The sequence below is a fragment of the Saccharothrix sp. NBAS 001 genome, from assembly GCF_056640475.1.
On sequence record NZ_CM153251.1, the window covers coordinates 4,951,092 to 4,974,768 of the forward strand.

A 23,677-nucleotide genomic window follows, 5' to 3' on the forward strand; every position below is an offset into this window, starting at 1 on the left:
GCACTAGGTCTGGAAGCGGTAGCCCAGGCCGGGTTCGGTGAGCAGGTGGCGGGGGTGGGACGGTTCGGGTTCCAGCTTCCGGCGGAGTTGGGCCAGGTAGACGCGCAGGTAGTGGGTCTGGCTGTAGTAGCCCTCGCCCCACACCCGGTCCAGCAGGTCGCGGACGCTCACCGGCTCGCCGCCCGCTTTCACCAGGACCTCCAGCAGCGCCCACTCGGTCCGGGTGAGGTGGACGTCCGCGCCGTCGCGGCGGACCCGCTTCGCGTTCAGGTCGACGGTGAACGACGCGGCCAGCACCGGCGGTTCGCCCTCCAGCCGGGGGCCGGTCCGGCGCACCGCCGCGCGCAGCCGGGCGAGCAGTTCGTCCACCCCGAACGGCTTGGTCACGTAGTCGTCCGCGCCCGCGTCCAGCGCGCCGATCTTGTCCTGGGCGTCGGTGCGGGCCGAGAGCACGACGATCGGCGTGGTGACGCGCCGGCGCAGCGCGGCGATCACCGCGACGCCGGCCATGTCGGGCAGCCCGAGGTCGAGCAGGATCACGTCCGGCCGGCCGTCGACCGCTTCGAGCGCCGACGCGCCGTCGTGCGCGGTCAGCACGTGGTAGCCGTGTGCGGTCAGGGTGATGCGTAAGGCACGGACGATCTGCGGGTCGTCGTCCACGACTAAGACGGAGGTCACGGGACTGCCACCTCCGCGACGGGCAGCGAGATGACGATGGTGAGGCCGCCGCCGGGGGTGTCCTCGGCGGTGATCGTGCCGTGCATGGCTTCCACGAATCCCTTGGCCACGTTCAACCCCAACCCCACGCCTGGTGTCGCGTCCCGGTCGCCGAGCCGTTGGAACGGCGCGAACACGGCGTCCGCGGTGTTCTTGGGCAGGCCGCGCCCGTGGTCGACCACGCGCAGCTCCACCCGGTCGCCGTACGCGCTGGCGCGGACCGCGATCTCCGGCTCGTCGGCGGTGATCGCGCCGTCGCCGTCCACGTCCACCAGCCGGCGCGGGGTCAGCCGCCCGTGCCGCAGCGCGTTGTCGATCACGTTGGCCACCACCCGTTCCAGCAACCCGGCGTCGGCGAGCACCTCGGGCAGCTGCTCCCCCACGTCCACCGACACCATCAGCCGGTCGTCGATGCCCGCCAGGGCCCGCCCGACCACCTCGTCGAACGTCACCGCGCGCAGCAGCGGTCGCACCGCGCCGGTCGCCAGGCGCGACGAGTCGAGCAGGTTGTCCACCAGCCCGGTCAACCGGTCGGCGGAGACCTCCACGGTCTCCAGCAGCTCCTCGGTGTCCTCTGTGGACAGTGGCAGGGTGTCGTCGCGCAGGCTGCCGATGGCGGCCTTGATCGACGTCAACGGCGTGCGCAGGTCGTGGCCGACCGCCGAGAGCAGCGCGGTGCGCAGCTCGGTGGTCGCCGCGCGGCGCTGCGCGTCGGCGGTCTCGGCCGCCATCCGCTGCTGCCGCAACGCCATCAGCGCCTGGCCGGCCGCCGCCTCCAACGCCCGCTGGTCGCCCGCCGGCAGCGTCCGGCCGCGCAACGCCAGGTGCACGTCCGAGGTGACCGGCACGTCCGCGTCGGCCTCGTCGGGCTCGTCGCACGGCCTCGGCCCGACGCACGCCACCCGCTCCCACCCGCCGTCGCGCCGCTCCAGCAGCGCGACCGACTCCAGCCCGAAGTTCTCCCGCACCTTCTCCAGCAGCCGGGCCAGCGGGTACGGGCTGGTCAGCACGGTCCGCGCGTAGGAGGCGAGCAGCGCGGCCTCGGTGCGCGCCCGCGCGCCCTGCTCGGCCAGCCGCGCCGCCCGGTCCACGACCAGCGCGACCAGCACCGCGACGGTGAGCATGGCCAGCAGGGTGATCAGGTTCTCCGGCGTGGCCACGGCCAGGCTGTAGTAGGGCGGGGTGAAGTAGTAGTTCAGCAGGCCCGCGCCGAGCAGCGCCGTGCCGACCGCCGGCCCCAGCCCGCCGACCAGCGCGACGATCACCGTGACCAGGAAGAACCCGATCAGGTCGGTGGAGAAGGTCAGGTCCTCTCGGGACAGCAGGCCCAGGCCGGTCACCACGAACGGCAGCAGCACCGCGAGCAGCCACCCGAGCAGCACCCGGCCCCGGGTGAGCGGGTTGCGGCCGACGTTCCAGCGGGGGCTGCGGCGGGCCTCGTCGTGGGTGACCATGTGCACGTCGATCGCCCCGGACGACTGGATCACCGCCGCGCCGATGCCCTCGTCGAACACCCGGGCCAGCCGCGAGCGCCGCGAGGTGCCCAGCACCAGCTGCGTCGCGTTCACGCCGCGCGCGAACTCCAGCAGCGCGGTCGGCACGTCGTCGCCCACCACCGTGTGGAAGGTCGCCCCCACGTCCTCGGTGATCTTCCGCAGCTTGCCCACGACCTGCGGCGACGCCCCGGTCAGCCCGTCGCCGCGCATGATGTGCACGACCATCAGGTCGGCCCCGGCCCGCACCGCGATCCGCCGGGCCCGCCGGATCAGCGTCTCGCTCTCGTTGCCGCCGGTGATCGCGACGACGACCCGTTCCCGGGTCTCCCACGTGTCGGTGATGTGCTGCTCGGTCCGGTAGCGCTGCAACGCCACGTCGACCTGGTCGGCCACCCACAGCAGCGCCAGCTCGCGCAGCGCGGTCAGGTTGCCCAGCCGGAAGTAGTTGCCCAGCGCCGCGTCGATCTTGTGCGCCGCGTAGACGTTGCCGTGCGCCAACCTCCGCCGCAGCGCCTCCGGCGTGATGTCGATCAGCTCGACCTGCTCCGCCCGGCGCACCACCTCGTCGGGCACGGTCTCCCGCTGCTGCACCCCGGTGATCCGCTGCACCACGTCGTTGAGCGATTCCAGGTGCTGCACGTTGACCGTGGACAGCACGTCGATCCCGGCGTCGAGCAGTTCCTCGACGTCCTCCCACCGCTTCGCGTTGCGCGAACCCGGCACGTTCGTGTGCGCCAGCTCGTCCACCACGGCGACCTCGGGCGCACGGGCCAACAACGCGTCGACGTCCAACTCCCCGAACTCGACGCCCCGGTGCCCGACCTGGCGGCGCGGCAACTGCTCCAGGCCGTCGAGCAGCCCGGCGGTCTTCTCCCGGCCGTGCGTCTCGACCAGGCCGACCACCACGTCCGTGCCGCGTTCGCGCCGGCGGTGCGCCTCGCCGAGCATGGCGAAGGTCTTGCCGACACCGGGCGCCGAACCGAGGTAGATCCGCAGCTCGCCGCGTTTGCGCTTACCGTCCACCCGGACAGTGTGCTCGCCGCGCCGCGACACCTCAGCGTGACCATCGAGACGCGCTAGGAACGCGTAAACACCGGTGTCCGGCACTTGCGCCGCGACTCGCGCGGAGTCCGCCCCACCCGGTCCACGCCACTGCGAAACCGGCTGGTCACGGACGGTGCCCGGCGGGCGGTGATTGCCCGGATCGCCACCTGCGGACCGGCGGCGGGCCATACGATCGGGCCGATGAGGGATCTTTCGCGTGGGGTTCGCGTCGCGGCGGCGGTCGCCGTCCTGGCGGCGCTCGCCGGGTGCGGGACGACGGCCGGGACCCCGGTGGGCGGCACGACCGTGGTGGAGCAGCCGAACGCGAGCGGGCTGGTCGGCGCGCTGGGCAAGGTCCGGGCGACCGGGGAGTCCGCCCTCGTGGTCGAGTACGGCAACGTCAACGCGGTGCGCGAGCTGAAGTCCACCGACCAGCAGCGCTTCCGGGGGCTGGAGGGCATCGGGTACTCCGACCTCGCGGCCAAGGCCGCGGTGCTCGGTGACGCGGTCGGGTTCGACCCGCGCGACGCCGCCGAGGCCATCCGGGTGGGGCAGCCGCCCAAGTGGGCCGGGAAGCTGTGGATGCGGGTGGACCCGACCCTGGTCAACAGCAAGTTCGAGCGCAGCGGGGCCAAGCGCGCCGACGAAGCCGGGGCCACCACGTGGATCACCGCGCCCGACGACGAGATCGACATGAGGAGCCCGTTCGCCGAGATGGGCATCGTCACCGGGTTCAACAAGGTCCGGGTCGCGGCCGACTCGATCGCGTTCGGGCCCTCCGCCAGGACGCTGGCCTGGGTGGTCGAGCCCGGCGGGTCGACGCTGGCCGGCGACCCGGTGGTCAGCGGGCTCGCGGCGTGCCTGGGCGAGGTCGTGGTGGCGGTCGTGGCCACCGGCCGGACGCCGCTGGCCGCCGGGGTCCGGGTCGACGGCGACCAGGTGGACGAGGTGGTGTGCGCGCCGTCCGACCGGCCCGCCGCGCTGCGCGACCGGGTGCAGGCCCGGCTCGACGACGTGGCGCCCGCGGCCGGGCCGGTCTGGTCGACGGTGTTGCGCGACGCGACCGCCGAGGTGCCCGGCGACCGGCCGGGCGTGGTGCGGGTCGTGGTGCCCGCCGGCCCCGGCACGTCGGCCGGCCGGGTCTTCCAGGCGTACTACCGCAACGACCTGGCCGCGCTGGTCAGCTGAGGTTGGTCGCGATCACCACGGACGTGCGGGTGGTCCAGCCCAGCGCGGTGTAGAGCCGCTCGCCGTCCGGGCTCGCCAGCAGGATCCCGGTGCGCGCCCCCCGGTCGAGCGCCGCGGTGGCCAGCGCGCCCATCACGACCGTGCCCAGCCCCCGCCGCCGGTGCCCCGGGTCGGTCTCGATCCGGTCCGGCACCGCGTCGGTCCCGACCAGCCCGGCCAGCCCGCTCGCGGCCAGGTCGCCCGACTCGTGCCACACCTCGGCCTTGAGCACGCCGCCGGCCGCCGAGGTGGTGGTCCGGTACGGCCCGGCGGGCTCCCGGGTCGGGTGGCCGTCGAGGTCGCGGGTCATCACCTGCTCGCGCTCCCGCCTGACCTCCAGGCCGGCCGCGCGCAGCTCGCGTTCGACCTCGTCGGGCCGGGTGGTGGGCACGGTCAGCCAGCTCGCCTCGGTGTGCCGGGCCACCTCGGCGGCCAGCGCGCGGACCGTGCCCGGCTCGTCGTCGGCGCGCAGCACGACCACCTCGTGGTGCCGGCCGGGCCGGCCCAGCAGGAAGTGCAGCCCGCCGCCGGCCTCGCGCGGCGGCTGCCAGCCCCGGCACGCGCTCCAGCCGCGCTGCCAGCGCCGCACGAGGTCGGCGGTGTCCACGTCGGGCGCGTGGCCGGTCATCAGCGGTCCCCCCGGTCGACTCCCGGCGATTGTAGGTCGATTCCACCCGACCCGGCCCGCGCGGTGCGGCGCCCGGCTCAGCCGGGATGGGGCGGCGGCACCGCGCCGGGCAGCGATTCGTTGATGACGGCGGTGGCCACGTCGAGCAGCTTGCGGTTCGACGTCCGGGCTTGGGCGCGCAGCGTGGCGAACGCCTCGTCGATCGGGATCTGGAGGCGCTCGGAGAGCACGCCCTTCGCCTGCTCGATGAGGATCCGGCTGTTGAGCGCCGTCTGGAGCTGCTCGGTGACGATCTCGTGCCGCCGGACGATCCGCTCGTGCAGGATGCCGATGGTCGCCATGTCGGCCAGTCCCTGGGCGAGCTGGAGCGCCGACGGGCCGAGCGTCCCGGGCGTGGTGGTGAACAGGTTCATCGTGCCGATGATCTGCTCCCGCAGCCGCAACGGCAGTGCGTGCACGCTGCGGAAGCCGCTGTCCAGCGCGGCGGCCGCGAAGCGCGGCCACCGCTCGTGCGCGGTGGTGAGGTCGTCGCAGGACACCGGGGCACCGCCGTGGTAGGAGTCCAGGCAGGGGCCCTCGGAGTTCTGCAACTGGAACAGTTCCAGCAGCCGGGCCTGCTCGGTGGAGGCGGCCACGGTGGTCAGCGTGTCGTGGTGGTCGACCAGGAGCAGGCCGCACGCGTCGACTTCCAGCAGCTCGGCGCACCGGTGCGCCAGCAGGTCCAGGAAGTCGATCACGTCGAACTGGTCCACCAAGGTGTCGGCGAGCATGATGAAGGTGTCCCTGATCCGCTGGTCTTGGGTTTTCATCGGTCGTTGCCCTCCTCGGTGTCCTTCTCGTCGTCGGCGTCGCCGCCCTCGGGAAGGGGAAGTCCACGGTCGTTGTCGGTGAGGCGGAGTCGCCGGGCGATCACCGCGTCGGCGGTGTCGGCTATCGGCTGTTCGTTGGCGACCGCGTGGGCACGCAGTCGCGCCAGGGCGTCGGTGAGGCCGATCCCGAGTTGCACGGCGACCATGCCCGCGGCCTGGTGCACCCGGGCCCGGTGGGTGGTGAAGCCGCCGTCGAGCAGGTGCTCCAGCGACGGGCTGACGCCGCCGCGCTCGTCGAGCGCGAGCACCAGCACCGCGTCCGCGCAGGCCAGCGCCCTGGCCAGCGCCGCGCTGCCGGGCAGGCCCGACTCGTCGCGGTAGCAGGCCAGCACGCCCAGCCGGACCGCGCCGGCCCGGACCGGCAGGGCGACGACCCCGCGCACGCCGAGTTCGGCGGCCTGCACCGCGAACAGCGGCCACCGGGTGGCCGACCCGGCGGTGCGCAGGTCGTCGATCAGCACCGGGGAGCCCCAGGCCGCCGAGTCGAGGCCGGGCCCCTCGCCGAGGGTGGTCTGCAACTCCTCCACCTCGTGACTGCGCGGGTCGGTGGCGAACACCGGTTCGGACAAGCCCCCGTTGCGGGCCAGGGACAAGCAGGCCCCGGCCGCGTCCAGCACCTCGACGCAGGCCAGCACGGCGTGCCGCACGGAGATCGGCCCACCGTCCTCACGCGCCAGTTCCCGCAGCCGGGTCCACACCTCGGCGGCCGGCGGTCGGTCGCGGTTCACGCCGTCGGACCACCTCTCGATACCGCCTGGTCCGGTGATCCGAAGGCGAGGGCCGCTCGACGGCCGGCGGAGCCGACCGCCGCTGGTGACCCTCCACCAACGTACCGGTCGCGCCGGATCCCGCCGCACGGGCACGGGTCCGACACGGTCACGGACTTCCGGCGACGAGCGGGCGGAACGCGCGGATGCGTCGCGCCAGTTCGCGTGCGCCGGAGTGCGACCGCCGCCGTTCGGCCTCGTTGCGCAGCGGCACCAGCCGCTCGACCGTGCGGGCGGACGTCAGGTCTTCACACAGCGCGAGCGCGCGCTGCCCCACCTCCACCGCCGTGCCGACCTGGTCGTCGACCAGGTGGCAGACCGCGAGCGAGATGAGGCTGAACGCCCGGCTGCGCGCCAGGTCCGGGTCGTAGCGCGCGAGGGCGGAGTCCAGCCCGGGCACCGCGACACCCGCGTACCGGGGATCGACCCGTTGGGCGAGTTCGGTGTACACCACCCCGGTCAACGCCGAGAGGTCGGCGGGCGTGAAGAACACCATCCAGTCCGGCGTGGGTTCGTCCCGGCCACCCGTGAAGTCGTCGTCCACAGTGGACATCAAGCGGGCGATGTCGTCGTCCACTCCCAGGCGCGCCCGCGCCCACGCCTGGTTCGCGTGCACCAGGGCCAACGCCGACCGAGACCCGCGGGCCCGCGCCGCCAGTTCCGCCAAGCGGAACTCCGCCAGCGCGCGGACGGGTTCGTCGTGGTGCAGCCACACCCGGCCGAGGCGGTAGTAGACGTTCGCGGTCAGCGACGCGTCACCGGCCGTCGCCGCGAGTTGCAGCGCCACCTCGAAGTGCTGGAGCGCGGGCCCGACCAGTCCCACGTCGAACGACGCCCACCCGACCAGGTTGTGCAGGTCGGCCACCGCGGTGTGCAGCGGCCCGTCCAGCCGTTCGGCGACCGGCAGGCTGAGCAGCCGCCGGGCGGCCGGTAACCGCGCCACCGCCGCGGCGCGGGAACGGCCACCGCCGTGCCGGAGGTCCAAGGCCCGCACTTCGGCGGTGAACGCGCTCAACTCCGCGATCTCGGCGACCCCGACCCGCTTCGGCGGATCCCGGGTGCCGTCGTCCGGGTCCACGACATGTTCCGATTCCGACACAACCCACCTCCGGCAGCAGCCACCACGACTGGCAGCCCGCCGAGGTCCGGAGCGGACACGCGCCCGCACAGGTTCTCACGCCACACCTCCGCACGCCCCCGGATGCACCCGACCGGCAGAGCGCGGAAGCGGATCGGACCCGGTCGTGGCGCGCGTGGCCGCACTCGCGCGCAATCGGTCGTGCGTTCCTCGCGGGTGTAGCGTCGGGGTTAGAGCCTTAGCAGGCAGTCGCCCGCCCTCCGGTGGCTACTCGTCGAGGTGTCGCGGATCCGGACCCCGTCCGCGTCGCGACCCCCGTTCCCCCACGACCCCGCGCACTCGCGCACGGTCGTGCCGACCCGTTGAGACAGGGCGTACCTATGACCACTGCCGCACCCACCGCACCCAAACCCGTGCTGGCCGAACCCAAATCCCGGGCCGAACTGGTCACCATCCGGGCGTTCCTGCTCGTCCCGTTCGCCGCGCTGGCCGCCGCCGTCCCGCTGACCTGGGGCTGGGGGCTGAGCTGGGTCGACGTCGTGCTGGCCGCGGTGTTCTTCACGGTGTCCACGCTCGGGGTCACGATCGGCTACCACCGCTACTTCACGCACGGCGCGTTCAAGGCCAGGCGCGGGTTGCGGGTCGCGCTGGCGATCGCCGGCGGCCTGGCCGCGCAGGGCCCGGTGATCGGGTGGGTCGCCGACCACCGGCGGCACCACGCGTTCTCCGACCGCGAGGGCGACCCGCACTCGCCGTGGCTGTTCGGCACCGGCCCGGTCGCGCTGGCCAAGGGCTTCTGGCACGCCCACATGGGCTGGCTGTTCGGCCGCGACACCACCAACGTCGACCGGTTCGCGCCCGACCTGCGGGCGGACGACGACATCCGCGCGGTGGACCGGCTGTTCCCGCTGTGGGTGGCGCTGAGCGCGGGCCTGCCGGCCGTGCTCGGCGGTCTGCTCACCTGGTCGTGGTGGGGCGCGCTGACCGCGTTCCTGTGGGCGGGCCTGGCCCGGATCTCGTTCCAGCACCACGTGACCTGGTCGGTGAACTCGATCTGCCACATGATCGGCGACCGGCCGTTCGCCTCCCGCGACCGCTCGGCCAACTTCTGGCCGCTGGCGATCCTGTCGATGGGCGAGTCCTGGCACAACTCCCACCACGCCGACCCGACGTGCGCCCGGCACGGTGTGCGGCGCGGGCAGGTCGACATCTCCGCGCGGGTGATCCGGTGGTTCGAGCTGCTCGGCTGGGCGTGGCAGGTGCGGTGGCCCAGGCCCGAGCGCCTGGCCGCGCTGACCCGGGCGAGGTGAGCCGGGCTACTCCGAGGCAGCCCGGCGGTGGGGGTCCGCAACGCCCGGAGGGGTGCGGTGCGGCTCCTGGAACAGCGGGTCGGGCAGCCGCTGCCCGGATTCCGGCGGTGCGTGCTGCACCGCCGGCCGGTGCACGTCCGGGTGGCTGAACACGGCGTCGGTGGGGCGTTCGGTCATCGGACGCTCTCCGGCAGGTGGTCCAACACGTGCACGATCCGCGCCGCGACCGCGAACGCGGTCTTGTCGTCCAGGTCGGACAGCTCCTGCACGGTGGTCCGGACGAGTTCGACGCGTGCTTCGTAGCGGGAAACGTACTGGGAAGACATGATTTCCGACTTTCTCCGCGTCTCGCGGGCGTCCGCCACGACGTGGTGTCGAGGCCGCCTCGCGACGCGGATGGTGCGGGAGGACCCGGGCCGGGTCTCCCGATGACGCCGACGCTACACCCCGGGGTGCCGCCGCTACCGGCAAATGCAGGCCCGGTCCAGCGCGGAGGAGACGGTGGCGGTGCAGAACCGGGCGCCGAGCGCGTCGTGGGCGCTCCAGGCGTGGGGGCAGGCGGCGCAGCGGTCCTCGCCGCCGGCCCGGATGTCGACGGAGACGTCGTGCGGGAGTGCGGTGGTCATGCGGTGCTCCGATGAGCGGTGCGGAAGACGGGAAGCCGGAGGTCCCGGCCGATCCCGCGCGTCCCGGCGGGCGTGGTGCGAAGCCCGTGACGCCGGACGCGCTCCCGTCGTCACCGACCGTACTCCGGTCCCGGCCGGCCCACCGAGGCGGCCCGGGGCGTATGGTGCGGGGCACCGAGGGCACGTCGAGCGTCGGCGGTCGAGCCGATGCCGCCTTGGGCGCACCACGGAACACGGCCGGCCCGACCGGCCGGAGGCGGGAGCGCCAAGATCATCCCCGACCTGATCCGCACCACGAGCGGCGGCACCGAGCAGCGCGAACTGCGGCTGGCGGTGAAACCCGAGTCCCGGCGCGGCGGCAAGGTCGACGGCGCCTGGTGGCCGTGGTCCACCGACCCCGCGACCGAGTTCCCCCCGCTGATCACCGCGATGGGCGCGCTGGACCCCGTGCGCCGGGTCGCCTACCACCTGCGCACCTGGCAGCGGACCCCCAACCGGATCGCCGTCGGCGACCAGGCCGTGCGGCTGGAGGGCTTCCCGTTCACCAACCCCGACACGGTGAACCTGATCAAGGCCGACCGCACCCGGATCCGGCTGGTCGTCGTCCCGCCGGGCACCCCGGCCGGGGTCGCGCTGGCCGTGCTGCACGCGGCGGCGACGTCGGACAGCACCACGACCGTCGAGGAGATCCTGGCCGGCAACGGCCTCTCCGCCCGCTAGACCCGACGCCAGGGCCCGAGGGCCCGTGACGGCTCGACGAGGAGCACCGGTGAAGAACCGAGAGTGGCGCGACCAGCGCCCGCCCGTGTCCGGCGTGGCCTGACCGCTGCCGCCGAGGTCCCGCGGTGGCGCAACGCCTTGCGGCGACAGGACTTCCGCCCGTCCCGCGACCGGGTGCGGCGGCGCGGTCGCCGGGGCGTAGGCTGAGGTCACCGAGGGTATGTCGCGCACCGGCGGTCAAGCCGGTGCCACCTTGGGCGCACCACGGGATCCGGTCGGCACGACCGGCCGGAGGCGGGAGCGCCGAGATGATCTCGGACCTGCTCGGCACCACGACCGGCAAACCCCCACCACACGACCTGCGCCTGGCGGTGAAACCCGGATCCGCGCGCGGCGGGGCGGTCGACGGGGCCTGGTGGCCGTGGTCGACCGACCCGGCGACCGAGTTCCCGCCGCTGATCACCGCGATGGGCACGCAGGACCCGGTCCGCCGGGTCGCCTACCACCTGCGCGCCTGGCAGGCCTCCACCCGCCGGATCGTCGTCGGCCACCTCGCGGTGCGGATGGAGGGGTTCAACACCACCCAGCCCGACACGGTGCACCTGATCCGGTCGGACCACTCCCGGGTCCGGCTGCTGGTGATCCCGCCGGGCACACCGGGCGGCGTGGCCCGCGCCGTGCTGCGCGCCGCAGCGACCTCCGACCGCACCACGACGGTCGAGGAGATCCTGGCCGGCAACGGCCTGTCCGCCCACCTGGAACAGGCGTACCGGACCGCGCCGACCACGATCGCCCTGACCGCGTGACGGCGGGAGCCCCCGGTCACCCGGCCGAGCCGGGGGCGCTCCCGTAGTCGGGCAGGTCGATCCCGTCGGCCGGCGGCACGAGGAACTTCCCGAGCACCCGGCTGATCCCGGGTTTCGCGGCGGTCGCGAGCACGGCGTTGAGCAACCCGATCCCGAACGCGGTGCGCGGCGAGGCGATCCGGGGCGCGCGCGGCGACACCTGCTGCGCCCGCTCCGCATACGGCCGCAGGACCGCTTCGTAGCCGGCGAACGCCGCGGCGTGGTCCGGGTGCCGGCCCAACTCGCCGGCCAGCACGTAGGCGCCCACCAACGCGAGGCTGGTGCCCATGCCGCTGATCGGCGACGCGCAGTACGCCGCGTCGCCGAGCACCACCACCCGGCCCCGGGACCACCGGCTCAGCCGGACCTGGCCGATCGCCTCGAAGTAGAAGTCCGACGCCCCGGCCAGGCCGGCGAGCACCCTCGGCGCTTCCCAGCCCACCCCGGCGAAACGCGCGCGCAGCAGGTTGCGCTGGGCGGCGACCGGGAGCTTCTCGTAGCCCGCGCGGTCGGACAGGAACGACAGCAGGGCCCGGGTGGTGCCCTGGTTGTCCGGGCGGAGCAGGACCGTGCGCCGGCCGGGCGCGTTGTGCCAGCGGGCCCAGCCGTCGTCGGCCCCGGAGCGGGCGATCGTGAAGTAGGCCGTGTAGAGCCCGAACGAGCGGGTCCGGGTGACGTCGGCGAACAGCAGGTCACGGGTGCGGGAGCGCAACCCGTCGGCCAGGACGACCAGGTCGAACTCCCGGTCGGGGCCTTCCCGGAAGGCGACCCGGACCCGGTCGCCGAGGTCGGTCAGCCCGGTGATCTCGTCGCCGAACAGGTACTCGGTGGTGTCCCGGGTGCGGTCGTGCAGCAGTTCCGACAGGTCGCCGCGCAGGATCTCCAACTCGGCGACCGGACCCCCGCCCCCGAAGGCGTCGGCGGCCAAGGTCGCCTTGACGCGGTCGGCGGAGTCCACGAACCGGATGCCGCGCTCGCCGGTGGTCCGCGCGCGGACCGCGTCCTCCAGCCCCATCCGCCGGACGACCGTGCGGCCGGCGCCGCGCAGGTCCACGGTCTGGCCGCCCGGCCGCAACCGGGGGAACCGCTCGACCACGGTCGGCACCAGGCCGTGCCGGGCCAGCCAGAAGGCCACGGCGGGACCGGCGATGCTCGCGCCGGAGACGAGGACGGTGCGCGACACGGATCTGCCTCCTGGTGCCGGCCGGGGCCGACAGCCCGCTCCCCGGCGATCAGAGCCCCTGCGCGGCAAGGACTTCCAGCAACGCCGACTTGCGGCGGTGCTCGGCCTTGACCGTACCGAGGTAGGCCGCGAAGTCCAGGCCGGCCCGCCCGTGCAGGTCGCGCAGCCCGGCCAGCAGCCCGGCGGCCCGCGCGTACCCGGCGCGGTCCTTGCGGGCGATGGCGGCGTCGACCTCGCGGGCGTAGACCGGGATCGCGTCGGCCGGGTGGTCGACCCCGCGACCGCGCGCCACCTGGAACAGGCACCGGTCGCTGCACGGGTACCGGTGCGCCGCCTCCCACGCCGCGTCGACCTCGCCGACGGCCACCAGGATCGTCACGAGCGGATCGCCGTCGGCGTGCTCACCGCCCTCGGCCAGGCCCCGCAGGTGGGCCAGGGCGCGGTTCTTCGCGTACTCCACGGCGTCGAGGGGTTCGGCGGCGCGCAACAGCTTGCGGTACTGGACCTCCTGCGGGACGCGCTCGAACTCGTCCCACCGGGCCCGCGCGGCCTCCTTGTGCCGCCCGGTTTCCGCGTACACCTCCACCAGGAGGTCCGTGATGTCGTCCCGGCCCCACCTCGATTCCGCACGCCCGCGTTCCAGCCACGCCACGGCCTCGTCCGGCCGGCCCGCGTCCCGCAGCACCTGCCCGATCCGCACGTGCCGGCCGGAATCGGCGAGGTTGCCGGCGTGCAGGGCGACCAGCGCGTCCACGTCCCGCGCGACGTCGCGCAGGTACACCTCGCGCAGCCGGAACAACGTGGTGCCGAGACCCGGCCGCCGGTGGCGCCCGTCGTCTTCGTCGTCTTCGTCGTACTCCTCGTCTTCTTCTTCGTCGTCCTCGGATTCGTCGTCCTCGGACAGGGTTTCCCCGCCGGACAACAGGTCCCAGTACGCCGCCCGCCCGTCCTCCCCCAGCGCCTCGGCCAGCCCGGTGACCGGGACGTCCGGCACGTCCCCCGCGTCGACCTGGAGGTCGTACAGCCACCGCGCCAACCCGACTCCGTCGACCGCCGCACCCCGGCAGGCCGCGACGAGACCCGCCACCGCGCGCGCCGCCACGTCCCGCAACGCGGCGACGGCGTCGTGGTCGACTTCCTTGTCCGCCAAGTGCCGCAACACGTCCTGGTACAGCGCGACGGTCGTCGCGGGGTGGTCGGTGGTCAGCACGTCCAGTGCGTGCACCACCTCCTCCGCCGTCGACACCCACCGGGCGACGGCGGCACCGTGCAGCGCAACGGGTTTCGCGACCCGCGCCACGAGGCGGTGCAGCTCCGCGGCGTCCGGCGTTCCGGCCCCGGCGGCCCGCGCCGACAGCAGGCGGCGCAACGCCGCGTCCCGATCGGCCAGGTCCACCAGCAGGTCCACGAGTTCCGCCGGATCGACCCGGCCGAGGTACCCGCGCAGGTCGACGTCCGCGACCTCGGTGTCCGCGACCTCGGCGGGCACGTCCTCGGGCGCATCGGCGAGCGCCGCCACCCCGACGGCCACGCAGTGCTTGCAGAAGTTGCCTTCCCGACCCCACGGGCAGGAGCAGTCGCCGGTGGTCACCCCGTTCCGGCGGGACAGCCGGACCGTGTAGAGGTCCGTGCCGCGCACCGACGCCACGACCTCGTCCGGCGACCACGTCACCCCCTCGACCAGGTCGACGTAACCGAGTCCCCGCTCGTACCAGGTCGCGCCCGCCCACAGCCGGAGATCCCCGTCCGAGAACCAGGTCATCCCGGCATTGAAACAGACCCGCGACCGGGCGGGACCACGTCGGACGCGGCCGAACGGGCGTACCAGGCACCCGGTCCGCACGGCACTTCGTGGACCCGAACAGCCCCGCGTTCCGGACCGGCCGCCGGGGGCGGTCACGACCGCACGACGGGAGCAGCCCGGCACGTGCGGCCGCTGCTATGTTCGGGCGATCGTCGGAAACGGCCCGGGAGGTGCCATGAGCGACGTGTCCAGGCAGGTGGCGATCGTGCGGGAGGTCCTGCCCGAGGTCGTGGCGAGGTTCGCCGAACTCGTCACCCGTGCCCCGTCGCCCACCGCGATGGCCACCGCCGACTGGACGGTCGCGGACACCGCGGCGCACGTCGCGGCCATCGCCGTCCGCTACACCGAGGTCTTGGCGCCCGGTGGCGGGGTGCCCGCCGGGGCGTTCGCCGACCACATGCCCGGCGTCACGGTGGACACCGTGGCCGAGCTGAACAACGTGACGCTGCGGGCGTTCACCGAACGCGACCCGGCCGTCCTGGCCGCCGCCCTCCGCTCCGCCGCGGACACCGTCCTCGCCGTCACCTCGGGCACCGACCCGCACCGCCCGGTGCCCTGGCTGGGCGGCTCGCGGGTGCCGGTCGGCGGGGTGCTGGCCCACCTGGTCAACGAAGTGCTGGTGCACGGCCGGGACATCGCCCGCGCCACCGGCACCCCGTGGCCGATCCCGGCGCGCGCGGCCGCGCCGTTCTTCGACCTGTTCATCGTCGGCATGATCCGCAACGACGTCGGCCGACTGCTGGACGGCCCGCCACCGGAGGATCGGCGCATCGCCGTCGCCTTCCGGTCCGACCACACCGCACCGGTCACCCTCGCGCTGCACCGGGGGCAGGTGCGCGTCCAGGAGCCGGGGGAGCCTGTCGACGTCCGGGTCGCCTTCGACCCGGCGACGCTGAACCTGGTGCTGTTCGGGCGGATCTCCCGCGCCCGCGCCGCGCTCACCGGCAAGGTCCGCGTCGGCGGGCGCCGCCCGTGGCTGCTGCCCGCCTTCCTGCGCACCGTGCGCCTGCCCACCAACTCGGCACCGCTGCCGGCCGGCTGACCGACCGGCCACCGCGTGCCCGGCGCGCGGTGTCGTGCGTGGTGCCCCTGCCAGGACTTGAACCTGGGACCTCGACGTTCGTAGCGTCGCGCTCTGTCCACCTGAGCTACAGGGGCGTGGCGGTCCGGCCACGGTGTGGCCGGACCACCGGCTTCGCCCTGGTCGCCGAACTTCGGCGGCGGGGGCGGGGGGAGAAAAGTCCGCGATGTCGTCCGGGCGGTGCCGGACGGCTTCGTCGCGCCGCTCGACCGGCCCGCTGGGCCGGTGTGTGCGACGGAACCCTTGGCACGCTGGAAAAGCAGGAGCCGCCCGGCTCGGTTTCCCGATGGGCGGCTCCCGGTGCCTGACGGGTCTACGTCACGGCGAGGAGCCCGCGCGCACCGGGATCACCGGGCGCTGCCAAGGGAAAAGTCGACCGCACACAGCGGGGACCGCGCATCGGCGCCACTCCCACCTGCCTGCCACGACTTCCTCCTCCGCTCGTTCGACGCGACCAGGATCACCGATCGCGGCGCCCACCGTCAAACGGATTTCCGCCGACCCGGCGCTACTCCGCGACGCCGAGTTCGACGTGCTCCAGCACGGCCAGCGCGTCCGGCACCAGCACGGCCGCCGAGTAGTACGCGCTCACCAGGTACGACATGATCGCCTTGTCGTCCACGCCCATGAACCGCACGCTCAACCCCGGCTCGTACTCGTCGGGCAGGCCGGTCTGCCGCAGGCCCACCACGCCCTGCCGCGACTCCCCCACCCGCAGCAGCACGATCGAGCTGGTGTTGGCGCTGCTCACGCCGATCTTGTCGCACGGCAGCAGCGGCACGCCGCGCCACGACGGAACCTGCCGGCCGTCGACCTCGACCGTGCCGGGGTGCAGGCCGCGCCTGCTGCACTCGCGCCCGAACGCCGCGATCGCGCGCGGGTGGGCCAGGAAGTAGCCGGGTTGCTTCCACACCAGCGACAGCAGCTCGTCCAGGTCGTCCGGGGTGGGCGGGCCGGAGCGGGTGTGCACGCGCTGCTGGAAGTCCGCGTTGTGCAGCAGGCCGAAATCGCGGCTGTTGACCAGTTCGTGCTCCTGGCGTTCGCGCAGGGCCTCGATGGTGAGCCGCAGCTGCTGCTCGGTCTGGTTCATCGGCTGGTTGTAGAGGTCGCCGACGCGGCTGTGCACGCGCAGCACCGTCTGCGCCAGGCTCAGCTCGTACTCGCGCGGCTCGACCTCGTAGTCCACGAACGTGCCGGGCAGGGGGTGCTCGCCCCGGTGGCCGGACGCGAGTTCGATCGCCGCCTCGCCGAACGTGTTGCGCGCGCGCTCGCCGACCGCCGGGCCGGCCGCGAGCCCGGCGCGCACCGCGTCGAGCGCGGGTCCGTCCGGCAGGACCAGCACGGTGACCGGGGTGACCGCCTTGACCGTGTGCTCCCACTCGCCCGGACCGGTCAGCAGCTGGTCGCCGAAGTACTCGCCGTCCGCGAGCACGCCGAGCACGTGCGGCGCGCCGTACTCGCCGAGGCCGATCCGGCTCACCTTGCCGTGCGCCACCAGGAACAGCGCGTCCACCGGGCGGCCCGCCTCGACCAGCACGTCACCGGGCTCGTACTCGCGCTGCCGGAAGCGGCCGGCCAGCGCCTCCAGCGCGGCGTCGTCGGCGAAGTCCCGCAGGGCGGGCAGTTCGCGCAGCTCCTGCGGGATGACCCGGACCTCCGCGCCGGTGCTGCCGAAGGTCACCCGGCCGTCGCCGACGGCGTAGCTCAGCCGCCGGTTGACCCGGTACGCGCCGCCCTTGACCTCGACCCACGGCAGGACGCGCAGCAGCCAGCGGGGCGTGATGCCCTGCATCTGCGGTTCGGACTTGGTCGTCGTGGCCAGGTTCCGCGCGGCGGCGGTACCCAGGCTCGACGAGGCGCGATCCGGCGAGATCGGTTCGGTCACGGTCACTACGCACACCACCCGTTGCACGGCAAGGAAAAGAAGGATTTGTCCGAGAATTTCCACCGCGGCGGTGAATTCCACGTCGACTGGAGGGAAGTTAACACCGCCGATTTGCGGCCGTCGAGTCACACAAAAGGGTGGTGGTGTCGCAAAATCAGGCGAAACAGGACGGCACGGCATCAACGCACCGGTCACCGCACTCGACGCCGAATCCGGGCGATCGGCCCTGTGCCGCGGGCCCTCCCGGCCGTCCAACCGGACGCGCGCCGGGGTCCGGTCGAACGCCCCGCCGTTCCGGTGGAACTGTTCACCAGGTGTTCGCGCTTCCCGTCCGCCACGACGACATCCGACTCACGATACTTCGGCGCGGGCGTCGGCGGAGCGGAGCTTTCCATGTCGCATCAGCACGATCACCACCACCACGGGCACGTCGAGGCGGGCGGCGGCTGGTCGGAGGAAGAGGACGACCGGCCGCTGTCGGTGGCCCGGCGCAGGTTCCTCGCGGGCCTGGGGATCGCCGCGGCGGGGTCGGCCGCGTTCGCGGGCCCGGCCGCCGCGCACGAACCGGAACGGCCGACCCGGCCGGTGAACCCGTGGGGTGGTCGGGACCGCTGGTACGCGGGCGACCACCACATCCACACCCAGTACTCGCCGGACGCCCAGTACGAGGTGGCCACGCAGGTCGCCAAGGCGCGCGAGCACGGCCTGGACTGGCTGGTGATCACCGACCACGGCGGCGTGGCGCACGAGAAGTTCTCCGTCGACCTGGTCGCGCCCGACATCGACAGCGCCCGCCGCCGGTACCGGGACACGCTGGTGTACCAGGGTTTGGAGTGGAACATCCCCGGCGCGGAGCACGCCACCGTGTTCCTGCCGCCCGGAAAGTCCACAGTGGACATCCTGCGGGCGTTCGAGGCGGCCTACGACGGCGGCGTGCTGTCCACGCCCGTCGAGCAGGGCGGCAAGGGCCTGCTCGCGCGGGCCACCAGCCCGGACGGCGAGCCCTACGCGCTGGCTGCCCTGCGCTACCTGGAGGCCCAGGTGCTGGCCGGCCGGACCGAGATCGCGCTGATGTTCGCCAACCACCCGGCCCGCCGGGGCTTGGACAGCCCGCACGAGCTGCGCGGTTGGCGCGACGCCGCGCCGGAGGTGGCGGTGGGCATGGAGGGCGCGCCCGGCCACCAGGCGGCGGGCATCCCGGCGGCGTCCGGCGGACGCGGCGGCGCGCGCGGCTTCTACGAGGGCGCGCCGAACCAGGACAGCTTCCCCGGCTACCAGCCGAACGCGGCGGACAACCCGTACCGCACGCACGGCGGGTTCGACTGGATGACCGCGAAGGTCGGCGGCCTGTGGGACTCGCTGCTCGCCGAGGGCCGGCCGTGGTGGGTGACCTCGACGTCGGACAGCCACCAGGTGCACCGCGACACGTTCGTCCCGGGCGGGCAGGACCACGCCACGACCGGCAGCCGGGGCAAGCCCGTGGACACCGGCCTGCCGCAGGTCTACGGCGACTACTGGCCGGGCCAGTACAGCTCGACGCTGGTCGGCGCGCGCTCCAAGTCCTATGTGGACGTGATGCGCGGCCTCCAGGGCGGCAAGGTCGTCGCGGTGCACGGCGGCCTGGTCGACGGTCTGGACCTGCGGGTCCGCTCCGGGCTCGACGGGCGGGGCGTCACGATCGGCGGCCGGACGTTCGTGGAACGCGGCGGTGACGTCGAGGTGGTGGTGGAGGCGCGGCTCGCGCGCCGGCCGAACTTCGGCGGGATAGTGCCGCGCTTGGCGAAGATCGACCTGATCGGTGGCCCGGTGACCGGTCCGGTTGCGGACCGGGACGCGCTGACCGCACCCGGCACCAGGGTGCTCAAGACCTTCGAGGTGGCCCGCACCGCGCGCGGCACGGTGCGGTTCACGCACACGTTCCGCGCCGTCGAGAGGTCGTTCTACCTGCGGCTGCGCGGCTCGGACGGCAACCGGCTCACCGCTGCCGGGGACCCGGTCGTGGACGTGGTCGGCGACGCCGACCCGTGGTCGGACCTGTGGTGCTACGCCAACCCGGTGTTCATCGACGTCGTGTGACCGCCCGACGGCACGCGGACCGGATCACCAGCAGCACCGACCTCCCCCGGCACACCCGGTGGCCGCAGCCGCTGCTTCTCCACCAGCACGGTGGCCGCGTCCACCTCCCTGCCCCTGCGACCTCGGCACGGCGGGGCCGTCCTCCAGCCGCTGGTAGTCGAACCCAGCGAGTTCTACGCCGCCCGCGCCCCACAGGAACCGCTTGTCGTCGCGCACCGCGCGTACCGCAGGTCGACCCGGCCGCGCACGGCCGCCCTGGAAAGCACCACGGTCCCCTCGGCGGCCAGGCCGGACAGCCGCAGGCCGTCGTCGCTGCGGGTGCGCACCCGCGCAGCTCGGCGTCGGGGGCGCGCAGGTCGCAGCCGATCCAGGCGTCCACCAGCCGGACCCCGGTGTGCACCAGCGCGAACGCCAAGTGCACGTCGCCGGCTCCCCGCGCCCGGTCCAGCGACAGCGGTTGCTCGTCCGCCTGCACCGCGCCCAGCACCAACGACCCGCCGACGCTCGCGCCGACCGCCGACCGCAGCCGCGCCTCGGTCAGGTCGACGTCGCCGATCAGCCGGGCCCGGTCGGCGACCAGGCCGGCCGCGCCTGGCGCAGCACCACCGCGCCGCCGATCCGCGCGTCGACCGGCAGCACGGCCCCGGTCGCGGTGACGCCGATGCGCACCTCGTCCTCGCCCTGGACGCCGCCGCCGACCCGGATCGCGCGCCCGTCGAACGCAACGCCGTCCGCGCCGTCGAGCACCGCCCAGCCCGGCGGGCCTGCACGGCGGCGATCCGGCTGTCCCGCAACGAGATCTCGCCGCCCTCGGTCGCGTCGCCGAGTTCCACCGGGCCGTGCACGGACGTGCCGGACAGCACAAGGTCGGTCGGCACCGGCGGCACCGGGGCGTGGGGCAGGTCAACGGCGCGTAGTCGCCATTCCGTCCGCCCCGATGCGGAACCACCCGACCGCCGAACGGGTGTCCCACCAGCCGCCCGCTGCCGCGACGCGGGCGCGGACGGGCGGATCCGGCGGTGGCCGCCGAGATCGGTTTGCCGTAGTCCGGCGGCGGGTTCACCGGCACGACATCCGGCGGCACGTACGCTTCGGACCGTGTCCGTTCCGGTACGGCGCCAGTCCGCGCGCCGGTGGTACCTGACCGTCGAGTTCGTGGCCGTGTTCTTCGGCCTGGTGACCGCGTACGCGTTGTTGTTGCGCGGCACGAGCCCCATCCCGGTGCTCTTGGTGCTCGGCGCGGCGGCGGTGTTCCACCTGCGCCGCACGGGTTTCGACCGCCGCTCGTTCTGGCGTCCCGAGGCGTTGCGCGGGCAGTTGCGGCCGGTGCTGGTGCTGTGGGCGGTGACGGCGGCGGGCTGCGTGGCGGCGGTGGCCGTGCTGATGCCCGGCTCGCTGCTGGCGCTGCCCCGCGAACAGCCCGCGCTGTGGGCGCTGGTCGTGGTGTTCTACCCGTTGGCCAGCGTGTACCCGCAGGAACTGCTGTTCCGCGCGTTCCTGTTCCACCGCTACGAACCGGTGTTCGGCCCGACCGGGACGGTGGCGGCGAGCGCGCTGGCGTTCGGGTTCGTGCACATCGCGTTCGGCAACTGGGTGGCCGTGCTGCTGTCGACGGCCGGCGGATGGATCTTCGCCTCCCGCTACCGCGAGACCCGCTCGCTGCTCACGGTGTCGGTGGAGCACGCGTTGTACGGGTTGCTCATGTTCACCGTCGGGTTGGGACAGTTCTTCTACCACGGCACCGTGACGTCCTGACGTTCACAGGACGGCGACCAGCACCCCGACCGCGCCGGAGAGCAACAGCGCCGACACCACACCGCGCCGCGTCAACCACAGGACCGCCGCACCCAGCAGCACGAACTGCCACGGCTGGTGCAGCGACCACGCCAGCGGGACCGCCGACCCGGCGATCGCGCCGACCGCCGCCGCACCCGCGCCGGTCAGGAACGCCTGCGCGGTCACGTTGTCGCGCAGGCGCTCCAGGCGCGGACCGCCGAAGACCACGAACGCGAACGACGGCGCGAACGCCACCACCGCCGCGAGCAGGCCGCCGCCCAGCCCCGCTGCGGCGAACCCGACGACGGCAACGGTCTGCACCACCGGTCCGGGCGTGATCTGGCCGAGCGCCACGGCGTTGAGGAACTGGGCGTCGGTCATCCACCCGTAGGTGTGCACGGCGTCCTCGCGCATCATCGGGATGATCACGAACCCGCCGCCGTAGGACAGCGCGCCGACCTTGGCCGCCACCCACGCCACCGCGCCCAGCCCGCCGCCGGCCGCCGGGAGCGCCAGCACCACCGGCCACGACGCCCGCCGCCCGGACGGGGCCGCCACCGACACCTCGACCACCCCGGCGACCACCAGCACGAGCACCAGCCACGGCCCGGTCACCGCCGCCGCCACCGCGCCCGCCGCCAGGTACCCGCACCAGCGCACCCGGGCCCGGCCCGCGACCCGCCGCCGGCTCCCGGGGACCAGCCCCCACGCGGCGTGCAGCGCCACGGCGGGCACCGCCGCCCCCGCGCCGGCCGCCGCGCCGTGCACCCACGCCGGCGGGTCGTCGGCCAGGAACAGCGCGCTCAGCGCCAGGATCAGCAGCAGCCCCGGCACGATGAAGCAGAACCCGCCGACCAGCGCGCCCGCCGTGCCGCGCAGCCGCCACGCGCACAGGATCGCCAACTGCGTCGAGGCCGGGCCGGGCAGCAGGTTGCACACCGCGATGCCGTCCTCGAACTCGTCGTCGCGCAGCCACTTCCGCCGGGTCACGCACAGCTCGCGCAGCAGCGAGATGTGCGCGGGCGGCCCGCCGAACCCGAGGCAGCCGATCCTCCCCCACTCGCGGGCGATGGTCGCCAGGCCGACCCGGTTCACGACGTGATCGCCGCGAGCCGGGTGACGCGCTCCACGAGCTGCGCCAGGACGTCCTCGAACACGTCGTCACCGGCCTTGCCCGGGTCCGGCACCGACCAGTGCACCCGGCGTTCGGCGGGTCCCAGTTCTTCGTAGGCGTTGTCGCACACGGCCACCACGAGGTCTTCAGGCGTCACGACGTCCCTTATGTGTGCGGTGTGGTCACGTTCCAGGCGGAGGCCGTGCCGGTGGGCGGCGGCGAGCGCGCGGGGGTTGAGCCGAGGTCCGGGGTGGGTGCCGGCGGACGTGACCGGCACGCGGCTGCGCGCGCTCCAGACGGCGGCGGCCAGCGGGGAGCGAGCCGCGTTGCGGGTGCAGACGAACACCACGCGCGGCGCGGTGACCCTGGGGGCGGGGCTCAGGCCCGCAAGCGCGTCGGGCAGCAGGCGCAGGTAGGCGCGGCGGCGGTCGGCGTGGGACGTCGAACGGGCGACCAGGCCGGCTTCGCGCAACACTTTGAGGTGGTGGGCGAGGAGGTTGGAGGTGAGGTCGAACCGCACGGCCAGCTCACCCGGCGACCGGTCGCCGACCGCGAGCAGGTCGACGATCCCCAGCCGCGCCGGTTCGGACAGCGCGTGGTGCAGCGCGGCCCGGTGCGCCAGATCTGCCTCAATTTCCATTGAGGTGATCCTGGCCGACGGACCACCACCGGGTCAACGGAGTTGACAGGCAAGTGACGACTTGCCTATAACGGGGTCGTGGACGCGGACCCCGACCTGTTCAAGGCCATCGGTGACGCGACGCGACGCACCATCCTGGACGAGCTGACCGAGAGGGACGGCCAGACGCTGTTCGAGATCTGCGGCCGGCTGACCATGAAGCACGGCCTCACCTCGTCGCGCCAGGCCGTCTCGCAGCACCTCGCGGTGCTCGAACAGGCCGGGCTGGTGCGCACCCGGCGCCAGGGCCGGTACAAGTTCCACCACCTCGACACGAGCCCGCTGCGCGCGATCGTCGAGCGGTGGCCCATCGACCGAGAGGACCCCGACCCGTGATCCGCATCAACGTCACCAGCGTGTACGTGGACGACCAGGCCAGGGCGCTGGCCTTCTACACCGAGAAGCTCGGCTTCACCAAGAAGACCGACGTGTCGGCCGGCGAGTACCGCTGGCTCACCGTGGTCTCCCCCGCCGCGCCCGACGGCGTCGAACTGCTGCTGGAGCCGGACGCCCACCCGGCGTCGCGCACGTTCAAGAAGGCGCTGGTCGAGGACGGCATCCCGTTCACCCAGTTCGCCGTGGACGACGTGCACGCGGAGGTCGAGCGGCTCAAGGCGCTGGGCGTGGTGTTCACCCAGGAGGCGACCGATTTCGGGCCGGCGATCACCGCCGTGCTGGACGACACCTGCGGCAACCTGATCCAGCTCGCCACCATCAAGTAGGCGCGCGGCCGGACGCCGCGAGGGCGTCGG

Annotated in this window: 25 protein-coding genes and 1 tRNA gene; 9 read left to right on the top strand and 17 right to left on the bottom strand. The window is 73.9% G+C overall.

The features are described 5' to 3' along the window. Window positions 1-3: 3 nt before the first annotated feature. Entirely contained in the window at window positions 4-678 is a 675-nt protein-coding gene (locus tag AC0HI0_RS20330) for a response regulator (protein WP_480933952.1), read from the bottom strand. After that, the gene (locus tag AC0HI0_RS20335; protein ID WP_480933953.1) at window positions 675-3,236 is read right to left on the bottom strand and encodes a DUF4118 domain-containing protein; all 2,562 of its coding nucleotides are present in this window, start codon (window positions 3,234-3,236) and stop codon (window positions 675-677) included. Before AC0HI0_RS20335 ends, AC0HI0_RS20330 begins: the two co-directional genes overlap by 4 nt. A 222-nt stretch (window positions 3,237-3,458) precedes the next feature. On the opposite strand from AC0HI0_RS20335, the gene AC0HI0_RS20340 reads away from it, so the two are divergent. Beyond that, a complete protein-coding gene (locus AC0HI0_RS20340) occupies window positions 3,459-4,445 on the top strand; it encodes a hypothetical protein (protein ID WP_480933954.1) in 987 nt (328 codons plus the stop codon). On the opposite strand, the gene AC0HI0_RS20345 is transcribed toward AC0HI0_RS20340, so the two are convergent. From AC0HI0_RS20345 to AC0HI0_RS20360, 4 genes are all read right to left on the bottom strand, one after another. Beyond that, window positions 4,438-5,112: a GNAT family N-acetyltransferase gene (locus AC0HI0_RS20345; protein ID WP_480933955.1), complete on the bottom strand. Its 675-nt coding sequence runs from the start codon at window positions 5,110-5,112 to the stop codon at window positions 4,438-4,440. The genes AC0HI0_RS20340 and AC0HI0_RS20345 overlap by 8 nt on opposite strands. Before the next feature lie 77 nt (window positions 5,113-5,189). Beyond that, window positions 5,190-5,921: a GAF and ANTAR domain-containing protein gene (locus AC0HI0_RS20350; protein ID WP_480933956.1), complete on the bottom strand. Its 732-nt coding sequence runs from the start codon at window positions 5,919-5,921 to the stop codon at window positions 5,190-5,192. After that, entirely contained in the window at window positions 5,918-6,709 is a 792-nt protein-coding gene (locus AC0HI0_RS20355) for a GAF and ANTAR domain-containing protein (protein ID WP_480933957.1), read from the bottom strand. The genes AC0HI0_RS20350 and AC0HI0_RS20355 overlap by 4 nt, the downstream gene beginning before the upstream one ends. A 148-nt stretch (window positions 6,710-6,857) precedes the next feature. Beyond that, window positions 6,858-7,847, bottom strand: coding sequence for an NsdA family TPR-like regulatory protein (locus AC0HI0_RS20360; RefSeq protein ID WP_480933958.1), 990 nt, complete (start codon window positions 7,845-7,847; stop codon window positions 6,858-6,860). A 359-nt stretch (window positions 7,848-8,206) separates the two neighbouring features. Between AC0HI0_RS20360 and AC0HI0_RS20365 the strand changes: the two genes are divergently transcribed. After that, the gene (locus tag AC0HI0_RS20365; protein ID WP_480933959.1) at window positions 8,207-9,136 is read left to right on the top strand and encodes an acyl-CoA desaturase; all 930 of its coding nucleotides are present in this window, start codon (window positions 8,207-8,209) and stop codon (window positions 9,134-9,136) included. A 6-nt stretch (window positions 9,137-9,142) separates the two neighbouring features. On the opposite strand, the gene AC0HI0_RS20370 is transcribed toward AC0HI0_RS20365, so the two are convergent. From AC0HI0_RS20370 to AC0HI0_RS20380, 3 genes are all read right to left on the bottom strand, one after another. After that, the gene (locus tag AC0HI0_RS20370; protein WP_480933960.1) at window positions 9,143-9,313 is read right to left on the bottom strand and encodes a hypothetical protein; all 171 of its coding nucleotides are present in this window, start codon (window positions 9,311-9,313) and stop codon (window positions 9,143-9,145) included. Then, complete coding sequence (locus AC0HI0_RS20375) at window positions 9,310-9,462, bottom strand: DUF6307 family protein (RefSeq protein WP_480933961.1); 153 nt, start codon at window positions 9,460-9,462, stop codon at window positions 9,310-9,312. Before AC0HI0_RS20375 ends, AC0HI0_RS20370 begins: the two co-directional genes overlap by 4 nt. 135 nt (window positions 9,463-9,597) lie before the next feature. After that, a complete protein-coding gene (locus AC0HI0_RS20380) occupies window positions 9,598-9,762 on the bottom strand; it encodes an RGCVC family protein (protein ID WP_480933962.1) in 165 nt (54 codons plus the stop codon). Window positions 9,763-9,969: 207 nt separating this feature from the next. Here AC0HI0_RS20380 and AC0HI0_RS20385 point away from each other — a divergent pair, with 207 nt between their 5' ends. Together AC0HI0_RS20385 and AC0HI0_RS20390 are read left to right on the top strand one after the other, a co-directional pair. Continuing rightward, a complete protein-coding gene (locus tag AC0HI0_RS20385) occupies window positions 9,970-10,482 on the top strand; it encodes a DUF5994 family protein (RefSeq protein WP_480933963.1) in 513 nt (170 codons plus the stop codon). A gap of 308 nt (window positions 10,483-10,790) precedes the next feature. Further along, complete coding sequence (locus AC0HI0_RS20390; protein WP_480933964.1) at window positions 10,791-11,288, top strand: DUF5994 family protein; 498 nt, start codon at window positions 10,791-10,793, stop codon at window positions 11,286-11,288. A gap of 16 nt (window positions 11,289-11,304) precedes the next feature. Here AC0HI0_RS20390 and AC0HI0_RS20395 read toward each other — a convergent pair whose 3' ends face one another. Next, a complete protein-coding gene (locus tag AC0HI0_RS20395; protein WP_480933965.1) occupies window positions 11,305-12,510 on the bottom strand; it encodes an FAD-dependent monooxygenase in 1,206 nt (401 codons plus the stop codon). 49 nt (window positions 12,511-12,559) lie between these two features. Next, window positions 12,560-14,272, bottom strand: a complete 1,713-nt coding sequence (locus tag AC0HI0_RS20400; protein ID WP_480933966.1) for an SWIM zinc finger family protein — start codon at window positions 14,270-14,272, stop codon at window positions 12,560-12,562. A gap of 217 nt (window positions 14,273-14,489) precedes the next feature. Here AC0HI0_RS20400 and AC0HI0_RS20405 point away from each other — a divergent pair, with 217 nt between their 5' ends. Then, the gene (locus tag AC0HI0_RS20405; RefSeq protein ID WP_480933967.1) at window positions 14,490-15,356 is read left to right on the top strand and encodes a maleylpyruvate isomerase family mycothiol-dependent enzyme; all 867 of its coding nucleotides are present in this window, start codon (window positions 14,490-14,492) and stop codon (window positions 15,354-15,356) included. 39 nt (window positions 15,357-15,395) lie between these two features. On the opposite strand, the gene AC0HI0_RS20410 is transcribed toward AC0HI0_RS20405, so the two are convergent. Then, a tRNA-Arg gene (locus AC0HI0_RS20410) sits at window positions 15,396-15,472 on the bottom strand. Between the two features lie 431 nt (window positions 15,473-15,903). Further along, window positions 15,904-17,286: a family 2B encapsulin nanocompartment shell protein gene (locus tag AC0HI0_RS20415; RefSeq protein WP_480933968.1), complete on the bottom strand. Its 1,383-nt coding sequence runs from the start codon at window positions 17,284-17,286 to the stop codon at window positions 15,904-15,906. A 387-nt stretch (window positions 17,287-17,673) separates the two neighbouring features. Between AC0HI0_RS20415 and AC0HI0_RS20420 the strand changes: the two genes are divergently transcribed. Further along, a complete protein-coding gene (locus AC0HI0_RS20420; RefSeq protein ID WP_480933969.1) occupies window positions 17,674-19,356 on the top strand; it encodes a PHP domain-containing protein in 1,683 nt (560 codons plus the stop codon). Window positions 19,357-19,529: 173 nt separating this feature from the next. Here the strand turns inward: AC0HI0_RS20420 and AC0HI0_RS20425 are convergent, their stop codons facing one another. Both AC0HI0_RS20425 and AC0HI0_RS20430 read right to left on the bottom strand, forming a co-directional pair. After that, complete coding sequence (locus tag AC0HI0_RS20425; RefSeq protein ID WP_480933970.1) at window positions 19,530-19,682, bottom strand: hypothetical protein; 153 nt, start codon at window positions 19,680-19,682, stop codon at window positions 19,530-19,532. Window positions 19,683-19,911: 229 nt separating this feature from the next. Beyond that, on the bottom strand, window positions 19,912-20,103 hold the full coding sequence (locus AC0HI0_RS20430; protein ID WP_480933971.1) for a hypothetical protein: 192 nt from the start codon (window positions 20,101-20,103) through the stop codon (window positions 19,912-19,914). 351 nt (window positions 20,104-20,454) lie between these two features. Here AC0HI0_RS20430 and AC0HI0_RS20435 point away from each other — a divergent pair, with 351 nt between their 5' ends. Then, a complete protein-coding gene (locus AC0HI0_RS20435; RefSeq protein ID WP_480933972.1) occupies window positions 20,455-21,111 on the top strand; it encodes a CPBP family intramembrane glutamic endopeptidase in 657 nt (218 codons plus the stop codon). A 3-nt stretch (window positions 21,112-21,114) separates the two neighbouring features. Here the strand turns inward: AC0HI0_RS20435 and chrA are convergent, their stop codons facing one another. Both chrA and AC0HI0_RS20445 read right to left on the bottom strand, forming a co-directional pair. Continuing rightward, window positions 21,115-22,227 carry a chromate efflux transporter gene (gene chrA, locus AC0HI0_RS20440; RefSeq protein ID WP_480933973.1) on the bottom strand — a complete coding sequence of 371 codons (1,113 nt, stop codon included), beginning with the start codon at window positions 22,225-22,227 and terminating at the stop codon, window positions 21,115-21,117. Beyond that, a complete protein-coding gene (locus AC0HI0_RS20445) occupies window positions 22,224-22,886 on the bottom strand; it encodes an arsenate reductase/protein-tyrosine-phosphatase family protein (protein ID WP_480933974.1) in 663 nt (220 codons plus the stop codon). The genes chrA and AC0HI0_RS20445 overlap by 4 nt, the downstream gene beginning before the upstream one ends. 78 nt (window positions 22,887-22,964) lie before the next feature. Here AC0HI0_RS20445 and AC0HI0_RS20450 point away from each other — a divergent pair, with 78 nt between their 5' ends. After that, the gene (locus AC0HI0_RS20450) at window positions 22,965-23,261 is read left to right on the top strand and encodes an ArsR/SmtB family transcription factor (protein WP_480933975.1); all 297 of its coding nucleotides are present in this window, start codon (window positions 22,965-22,967) and stop codon (window positions 23,259-23,261) included. After that, window positions 23,258-23,647, top strand: coding sequence for a VOC family protein (locus tag AC0HI0_RS20455; RefSeq protein ID WP_480933976.1), 390 nt, complete (start codon window positions 23,258-23,260; stop codon window positions 23,645-23,647). Before AC0HI0_RS20450 ends, AC0HI0_RS20455 begins: the two co-directional genes overlap by 4 nt. Window positions 23,648-23,677 lie beyond the last annotated feature (30 nt).

Excerpts from the sequence above, each read along its gene's own strand:
- AC0HI0_RS20345 (WP_480933955.1), bottom strand. The coding sequence starts at position 5,112 with ATGACCGGCCACGCGCCCGACGTGGACACCGCCGACCTCGTGCGGCGC.
- AC0HI0_RS20370 (WP_480933960.1), bottom strand. The coding sequence starts at position 9,313 with ATGACCGAACGCCCCACCGACGCCGTGTTCAGCCACCCGGACGTGCAC.
- AC0HI0_RS20400 (WP_480933966.1), bottom strand. The coding sequence starts at position 14,272 with ATGACCTGGTTCTCGGACGGGGATCTCCGGCTGTGGGCGGGCGCGACC.
- AC0HI0_RS20405 (WP_480933967.1), top strand. The coding sequence starts at position 14,490 with ATGAGCGACGTGTCCAGGCAGGTGGCGATCGTGCGGGAGGTCCTGCCC.
- AC0HI0_RS20390 (WP_480933964.1), top strand. The coding sequence starts at position 10,791 with ATGATCTCGGACCTGCTCGGCACCACGACCGGCAAACCCCCACCACAC.
- AC0HI0_RS20420 (WP_480933969.1), top strand. The coding sequence starts at position 17,674 with ATGTCGCATCAGCACGATCACCACCACCACGGGCACGTCGAGGCGGGC.
- AC0HI0_RS20350 (WP_480933956.1), bottom strand. The coding sequence starts at position 5,921 with ATGAAAACCCAAGACCAGCGGATCAGGGACACCTTCATCATGCTCGCC.
- AC0HI0_RS20375 (WP_480933961.1), bottom strand. The coding sequence starts at position 9,462 with ATGTCTTCCCAGTACGTTTCCCGCTACGAAGCACGCGTCGAACTCGTC.
- AC0HI0_RS20445 (WP_480933974.1), bottom strand. The coding sequence starts at position 22,886 with ATGGAAATTGAGGCAGATCTGGCGCACCGGGCCGCGCTGCACCACGCG.
- AC0HI0_RS20385 (WP_480933963.1), top strand. The coding sequence starts at position 9,970 with ATGCCGCCTTGGGCGCACCACGGAACACGGCCGGCCCGACCGGCCGGA.
- AC0HI0_RS20380 (WP_480933962.1), bottom strand. The coding sequence starts at position 9,762 with ATGACCACCGCACTCCCGCACGACGTCTCCGTCGACATCCGGGCCGGC.
- AC0HI0_RS20340 (WP_480933954.1), top strand. The coding sequence starts at position 3,459 with ATGAGGGATCTTTCGCGTGGGGTTCGCGTCGCGGCGGCGGTCGCCGTC.
- AC0HI0_RS20365 (WP_480933959.1), top strand. The coding sequence starts at position 8,207 with ATGACCACTGCCGCACCCACCGCACCCAAACCCGTGCTGGCCGAACCC.